Raw genomic sequence first — 7,611 nt, 5'->3', positions numbered from 1 at the left:
GATACCTATTCGCTCGAAGAGCTGGCCGCTGCCGGAGCGAAGCGGATCAGCGTGGGCGGAACCTTCGCGCGTGTCGCCTTGGGGGCCTTCCTGCGAGCCGCGCGCGAAGTGAAGGAGAAGGGGACGTTCACGTTCGCGGCGGATACGATCTCGCATGCGGAGGTCAGCGCTTTTATGGCCCCGCCGGCCCCGGCGAAGGGCACACGGGAGTGATGCCCCACACCATTTCCCCCGGCACACGCCTGGGCCCATACGAGATCCAGACGCTGCTCGGCGCGGGCGGGATGGGCGAGGTGTACCGCGCCCGGGACTCGCGGCTCCAGCGGGACGTCGCGGTCAAGGTGCTGCCCAAATCGCTGGCCGAGGACCAGGACCGGCTGCGCCGTTTCGAGCGCGAGGCGCGGGCGGCGGGGCAGCTCAACCATCCGAACATCATGGCGGTCCACGACGTCGGATCGACCGCCGGCGACGGCGGCGGTCTTCCCTACATCGTCTGCGAGCTGCTCGACGGCGTAGACCTTCGAACCCGCCTTGCCTCGGGCCCGATCCCGCCGCGCAAGGCGGTCCACTACGCGATCCAGATCGCCCGCGGCCTCGCGGCGGCCCACGCGAAGGGGATCGCGCACCGGGATCTCAAGCCTGAGAATCTCATGATCCTCTCGGGCGACCACGTCAAGATCCTCGACTTCGGGCTCGCGAAGCTGCTCCAGCCGGCCGGCTCCACCGAAGGCGCCGCGACGCCGGCGCGTGACAAGACGGGCTCAGTCCTCGCGAGCCTCACGATGACGGGGACGATCCTCGGGACGGCGAGCTACATGTCGCCGGAGCAGGTCCGGGATCAGGCCACCGACCACCGCACCGACATCTTCACCCTGGGCGCGATCCTGTACGAGATGCTTTCGGGACGCCGCGCCTTCGACGGGCCATCGCACGCCGATCGCATGAGCGCGATCCTCAACTCCGAGCCGGCGCACATCGCGAACGAAATCGAGGAAGCCGCCCCGAGCGTGGGCGCGATCATCGCGCACTGCATCGAGAAGGCCCCAGGCGACCGCTTCCAGTCCGCGAGCGACCTGGCGTTCGCGCTCTCGCTCGTGGACTCGAAGGCGGCGCATGCGAGGCGAGGCGCCGCCGGCGGGTCCGCGGCCGAGGGCCCAGACGCCGCGCCTATCCGCCGCCACACATTCCGCCGCACCACCTACCGCGAGGGCTCCATCCACTCCGCGCGGTTCGCGGCGGATGGCCAGGCCATCTGCTACGGGGCGGCGTGGGAAGGGCGGCCGGTCGAGCTTTTCTGGGCGTACCCGGGAAGCCCCGAATCACGCGCGCTGGGATTCCCGCAAACTGACCTTCTCTCCATCGCGCCCTCCGGAGAAATGGCGGTCTCACTCCGGCGCCGGACGCTTGGGGGGTTCATCTACACCGGAATGCTCGCGCGCATGCCGGTCGGCGCCGGGGCCGCGCGCGAGCTGCTGGACGGCGTGTATGAGGCCGACTGGAGCCCGGACGGCCGCCAGCTCGCGATCGTCCGCGAAGAGGCCGGCGTGACCCGGATTGAATTCCCGATGGGGACCGTCCTCTACCAGACGACCGGCTGGATCAGCCACGCACGGGTCTCGCCCAAGGGAAACCACATCGCGTTCCTCGACCATCCCTATCGCGGTGACGATATGGGCGCGGTCTCCGCCGTGGACCTGAGCAAGAACGTGAAGACCCTTTCGGCCGGTTGGACGAGCGCGCGCGGGCTGGCCTGGTCTCCGGACGGGGCGGAGATCCTCTTCACGGCGTTCAAGAGCGGTGTGGGGCGGTCGCTCTACGCGGTCTCGCTCGAGGGCGTGCAGCGGCCGATCCTCGAGGTCCCCGGGCACATGACCTTGATGGATGTCTCGCGTCAGGGCGCGGGACTCATCATCCTCGAGAACGAACGCGCGAGGACACAGTTCCTGCCGGCGGGGGAATCGCAGCCGCGCGATCTCACGTGGTTGGACTGGACGCTGGTGCGCGCGCTGTCCCGCGACGGCGCGCGGATGCTCTTCGATGAGACCGGCGTCGGCGGGGGAGAACATCAGTCGGTCTATATGCGGGGGACCGATGGCTCCCCGGCCGTACGCCTCGGGGACGGCAACATCTGCTTCGATCTTTCGCCCGACGGACAGTGGGCGCTCGCGGGCGTGGGACATCCCGGGCGACTCGATCTCCTGCCTTGCGGCGCGGGGATGGCGCGGACCATCCCGACCGAGGGTCTCGACATGCAGAACGCCCAGTGGTTCCCGGATGGATCGACGATCTGCGTCCTAGGCGAGGAGCCCGGGCGCGGAACCCGGCTCTACAAGGTGGATATCATGACCGGAAAACACGAGGCCTTCTCCGACGAGGGCATCAGCTCGACCGACGTACGCGTTTCCCCCGATGGGGGATTCGTCGCCGCCCAGGGGCCGGATCGAAAGATGATGCTCTTCCCTGTTGATGGTAGTGCGCCGAAGCCGGTGCCGGGCTACCCCACGAACGATCGCGCCATTGGCTGGAGCGCCGACGGCAAGGCGCTCTATTCGTTCACGCGGGGCGAGCTTCCCGCGAAGGTATTCCGGATCGATGTCGCGACCGGCGAGCGGAAGCTGTGGAAGGAGCTGTCGCCGTCGGATCCGACCGGCGTCGAGGGGCTGACCCGGGTGCAGATGTCGGGCGACGAGCAGTCCTTTGCCTACAGCTACGCCCAGCGGCTGAATGATCTCTTCGTGGTGGAGGGGTTGTTTTGAGTGCTCCGCCGAGCTGATCCGCCCTATTTCGCCCCTTAAACCAAACCAGAAGCCCATATTTGACAAACGCGCCCCCCGCGGGTAGCGTGGCCGGCCGCACCGTCATGCCCGGTCGCCCACGGGTCAGCTCTCTCTCGTAGCAGGGGGGATCCCATGCTTCACCTCGACACTGGCAATACCGGGTTCATGCTGCTGTGCAGCAGCCTGGTCATGCTCATGACGCCCGGGTTGGCCTTCTTCTATGGCGGGTTGGTGGGCCGGAAGAACGTCCTGGCGATCATGATCCAGAGCTTCGTGTCCATGGGCTGGACCACCGTGCTCTGGTGGGTGTGCGGATTCTCGCTCTGCTTCAGCGGCGGCTCGGGCGGAGTCATCGGCGACATGCACATGGCCTTCCTGCGCCATGTCAACCTCCACACGCCCTCGCCGAACAATACGATCCCCATGGTCGTGTTCTGCGCCTATCAGATGATGTTCGCCATCATCACGCCCGCGCTCATCACCGGAGCCTTCGCCAACCGCGTCTCGTTCAAGGCCTACATGCTGTTTCTGACGGCCTGGCTCTTGTTCGTCTACTTCCCGTTCGTGCACATGATCTGGGGCGGCGGGATTCTCCAGAAGTGGGGCGTCCTGGATTTCGCCGGCGGGATCGTGGTGCACAACATCGCGGGAATGGCCGCCCTGGCATCGGTGCTCTTCGTGGGCCGGCGGCGCATGAAGGATCACGGCCCGCACAGCATCCCTCTCGTGGCGCTCGGAACGGGCCTCCTGTGGTTCGGATGGTACGGCTTCAACGCGGGGAGCGAGTTCCGCGTGGACGGGACGACCGCGGTGGCCTTCCTCAATACGGATCTCGCCGCGTCCTTCGCGGCCATCGCGTGGCTCGCGGTGGACTGGTTGCTGTCCCGCAAGCCCAAATTCGTCGGCCTGCTGACGGGGGCGGTTGCCGGGCTGGCCACGGTGACGCCCGCGGCGGGCTTTGTCTCGCCCGCCACGGCGGTGCTTATCGGCGTGGTCTCCGGCGTGGTGTGTTACTACGCCGTGGCGCTCAAGAACCGGAGCGGCCTCGACGACGCGCTCGATGTCTGGGGCGTGCATGGCGTCGGGGGGGCTCTGGGGATCGTGATGCTCGGCATGTTCGCGACCCGGGCCTTCAACCCCTCGAGCACCAACGGACTCTTCTCGGGTAACCCCGCCTTTTTTCTGAAGCAGTGCGCCGCGGCCCTGCTCTCCTCGGCATGGGCCTTTGTTTTCACGTACGCAATGCTCTGGCTGATCGACAAGGTAACGCCGGTCCGTGTGAGCGCCATGGAGGAAGAGGCCGGCCTGGACGAATCCCTGCACGGGGAGAAGGCGTACCTTGAGGCGGTGTAGCGTGGGCGCACGCGGCGGCGGGTTGCTTCTCGCGGGCCTCGCGGTGCTCGCGATCCTCGCGGGGCTGAGTATCGGCTCGGTGTCGCGGGCCGAGGCCCAGGACTCCACGGGAACCCGGCCATGGTATGAGGCGATCTCGGTAAATGGATTTGTCTCCTCCAGCTACTCGTACAACCTCAACCGTCCGCTTTTTCCTGTGAACGGCTACCGGGTCTTCGATTTCGACGACAAATCGTTCAAGGTCGACGTCGCGGAGCTGGTGCTGCAGAAGCCCACGCCGCACGCCGGCGATGCAGGCTTCCGCGTGGACGTCGCGGCGGGCGGCTCGATCCCCCGCGTCACAGCCGCGGCGGGGCTCTTCCGCGATCCGCTCGGAAGCGGGCAGGACATCGATCTCCAACAGGCCTACGTGGCCTATCTCGCGAACGCGGGCCGGGGCCTCAGGCTGGACTTCGGGAAATTCGTCACGCATTTCGGCTACGAAGTGATCGATGGCTACGACGGCTGGAACGACAACGTCACGCGGTCGCTTCTCTTCGGCTATGCGATCCCCTTCACGCACACTGGGATTCGGGCCGCGTGCGCATTCAGCGACCGCGTTTCGGGCACGGTCCTCGTGGTCAACGGTTGGGACGATGCGACGGACAGGAATCAGCAAAAGTCCGTCGGGGCGCAGTTGAGTCTCACGCCGGCCGCGGGGTGGACGGTGATCCTCAACGGAATGTACGGCGCAGAGCGGCCCGACAACAGCCGCGACCCGCGGACGCTGCTCGATCTCGTGGCGATGTGGAAGCCCGAGGGTAGGGTGTCGCTGGGCCTGAACCTGGATCACGGTAGGGAGAGAAATCGATTTCTGCCGGGGGAGGTCGCGCGCTGGGACGGCGCGGCCGCGTACGTGCGCATCCGCCTCACCGGGAATCTCTCCTTCATAGGGCGGGCGGAGCAATTCGGCGATTGGGACGGCGTGCGAACCGGCCTGAGCCAACGCTTGAGCGAGATCACGCTGACCCCGGAGCTCCGCCCGTCGCCCGGCCTTGTGATTCGCGGCGACCTACGCTTTGACCATTCGGACCAGGTGATCTTCGACGCCCACAGCGGGCCGAAGCAAGACCAAGCGACCGCGATCGCGAGCATGTTGTTCGCGTTCTGAGGAGGGATGAGTGTCCAGATGAGCGAGGCCTTGAGTCCGTTGACCCTGGAGCTGCTCACCTGGATCTCGAGCCGGCCCCGGACCTATGCGGAGGCCATGGAGGCTTGGCGGAGCAACTGCCCCCGGCAACCCGTGTGGGACGATGCGCTGGCGGAGGGGCTGATTGTGGTCGTCCGCGGGGACGGGCCCGCGCGTGGGGCCGAGGTGACATTGACCGCGCGAGGCCGGGCGCTCCTCGACGGGAGATCCTGATCCGCCTATTTCGCCCCTTGCGGCTCGGAGGCGAGCCTCATCTCGGTAATGACCGCGTGGCCGGCGTGGAAGACCGGGGAGAGCTGGTGGCGGCCGTGTCCTAGGTCCTGCTCGTCCGCTTCCGCCCCGAGCGTGTCGGTGAAGGTGCGCACGTAGAACCGCACCCGCCCGGTTTGCGGGAGCGGCGTCTCCGCGGCGGGCTGGAACCCGGCGAGATGAGATTCGATGGCTCCGAGGAATCTCTCCGCCGCGGCGCGCACGGGCGGATGCTCCCCCGCGCCGATGATGCCACCTCCCGTGCTGATGTAGAGGCTCGTGGTTCCATCGCCGAGCGCCACGAGCGTCGCCACCGCCTGCGGGTACCCCAGCTCCATGAGCACGCCCCAGACGTGCTGCCGCGCCGTGGTTGGCGCGAGACCCAGCTCGTCGGGCCTGACGGTGAGCGCCTGCTCGCGCAGGCGGCGCGACATCTCGACTGGATCAGGCGCCACTTTTCCAGACCCCATCACGCCAGAGAAATACCTCAAAATGCGCGCAATACCAAGTGTGGAAGGCGTAGACGGAGCGCCACGCGGGGGGGCGGCGGATTAGGGGTTCATCGCGGGAGGCCTCGTGCTGGGGGGATCTGAAGAGCGGCTGATGGCCACGGAAATATCACGATTCCACGCCGCTGCGGCGACGCGGCGCACTGGATCCTAAGGGGGCGCGATCTCCTATCCACCGCGCCCCCTCTCCTCGACCCCCCCGTGAGGCCGGACTAACGAACTAACGAAGAATCGCGGTCTTCTGCACCGTCTCTTTCCCGTTGGGCAATGCCACGCGATAGAAATAGATGCCGCTCGGGACCCGGCGTCCGTCGGCGAGTCGGCCATCCCAGCTGATGCCGTAGTTTCCGGCGGCTTGATCCTCCGCGAACGTGCGAACGAGCCGTCCCGATATGTCGTAGACGCGGATCACGACGTGTCCCGCCTGCTCCAGGGCGTATCGCATGACCGCTTGACCATCCACGGGATCCGCTATCGCGCTGTGCGAAGCGTGCGTGTCGTCCGACTGCGGAAGCGCCGCTGCCAGACGCCCCGAGGTCGCATTGGTCGTCACCACCCGAAGCGTGTACGGCATCGCCGCGCCGCTGTTGTTCACGACCGCGACCGCGTAGGTTCCCGGAGCGGTGGGAATCACCTGGAGCGAGCCGGTCGGGAGAAGATTCGCCGCGTCGCCGAGCAGCCCGCCCAGCGGATTGAAGATCTTGAGCTCACGGCCTGTCAACACCTCCTCTGGAACCTCGAGCACTCCCTCGATCAGCTCCGCTTTTTCCGTGGTTGTGACGTGCTCCACCATCATCCCGGGCGTCCCTCCGATTCCCGATGGGGCGGTGCCGGTAAAGGTGATCGTGCTCTCGCTAGCATTGCCTCCGCCCGACGCGGTCCCTCCGGTGATGACGAAGCCGTCCACGTAGAGCATGTCGCCCGGGCTGGTGGCATCGTTCATCGCGTTGAGCCGGAAGATGTGGGCCCCGGCGGGGGTCGAGAAGCTTGCGAACTCCCCAAACGTAAGATCCCTCTTCCCGGACTGATCCGGATGCAAAGGATCGGAAGGCGGGCGGTTGAAGCTCACGATCCCTCTCGATGTTCCGTCGATCAGGACCTCCGCGTTCCCGCCGCGCGGTCCACGCGCGATTTCGAGATCCACCTGCGTTCCCGTGTAGTGGAATTCGAGGTAGGCCTGCGGATTTTTCTTGTTCGCGCCGACATTGCGGCAGTAGTGGCCGTCGGTGGCACGGTCATCGTCGATATCGTGCCATCCGCCGAACTGGGTCACGGCGGGATCGTGGCAATCGAGCTCGGTCACCCCTGTGCTGTTCCCTAGCGGGCGGTTGACAGCCTTCGTGAAGAAACAGATGGCCGCGGTTGATGGCGGATTCACGCCGTTGATGATGTCCGCTTCATAGATGATGTTCGGGAAACCCTCGTTGTCGACGGTCAGCGAAGAATATTCCGCAAGCTCCCGGGTGCCGTTCGGGCAGCCCAATCCGCGGAGGCAGATCTGGCCCTTGTGGACGACCCCTCCGCCCTGCTTGCT

At 66.6% G+C, this 7,611-nt stretch carries 7 protein-coding genes; 5 read left to right on the top strand and 2 right to left on the bottom strand.

Going from position 1 to position 7,611, the window contains the following annotated elements; all coding sequences use genetic code 11:
* The 5 genes from E6K76_09190 to E6K76_09170 all read left to right on the top strand — a co-directional run.
* A partial coding sequence (locus tag E6K76_09190; GenBank protein ID TMQ57975.1) for a hypothetical protein occupies positions 1 to 213 on the top strand: 213 nt, incomplete at its 5' end.
* Entirely contained in the window at positions 213 to 2,756 is a 2,544-nt protein-coding gene (locus E6K76_09185; GenBank protein ID TMQ57974.1) for a hypothetical protein, read from the top strand. The genes E6K76_09190 and E6K76_09185, both read left to right, overlap by 1 nt.
* Before the next feature lie 153 nt (positions 2,757 to 2,909).
* Positions 2,910 to 4,130: an ammonium transporter gene (locus E6K76_09180; GenBank protein TMQ57973.1), complete on the top strand. Its 1,221-nt coding sequence runs from the start codon at positions 2,910 to 2,912 to the stop codon at positions 4,128 to 4,130.
* On the top strand, positions 4,117 to 5,280 hold the full coding sequence (locus tag E6K76_09175; GenBank protein ID TMQ57972.1) for a porin: 1,164 nt from the start codon (positions 4,117 to 4,119) through the stop codon (positions 5,278 to 5,280). The genes E6K76_09180 and E6K76_09175 overlap by 14 nt, the downstream gene beginning before the upstream one ends.
* A gap of 18 nt (positions 5,281 to 5,298) precedes the next feature.
* The gene (locus E6K76_09170; protein ID TMQ57971.1) at positions 5,299 to 5,532 is read left to right on the top strand and encodes a hypothetical protein; all 234 of its coding nucleotides are present in this window, start codon (positions 5,299 to 5,301) and stop codon (positions 5,530 to 5,532) included.
* A gap of 5 nt (positions 5,533 to 5,537) precedes the next feature.
* Here E6K76_09170 and E6K76_09165 read toward each other — a convergent pair whose 3' ends face one another.
* Both E6K76_09165 and E6K76_09160 read right to left on the bottom strand, forming a co-directional pair.
* On the bottom strand, positions 5,538 to 6,023 hold the full coding sequence (locus E6K76_09165; protein ID TMQ57970.1) for a hypothetical protein: 486 nt from the start codon (positions 6,021 to 6,023) through the stop codon (positions 5,538 to 5,540).
* Between the two features lie 274 nt (positions 6,024 to 6,297).
* On the bottom strand, positions 6,298 to 7,611 hold a 1,314-nt coding region (locus tag E6K76_09160), incomplete at its 5' end, for a T9SS type A sorting domain-containing protein (GenBank protein ID TMQ57969.1).

The sequence above is a fragment of the Candidatus Eisenbacteria bacterium genome (assembly GCA_005893275.1).
Classification (GTDB): Bacteria; Eisenbacteria; RBG-16-71-46; order SZUA-252; family SZUA-252; genus WS-7.
The sequence above is the reverse complement of the archived record's forward strand: the minus strand, read 5'-3'. Positions and strand labels throughout refer to the sequence as shown.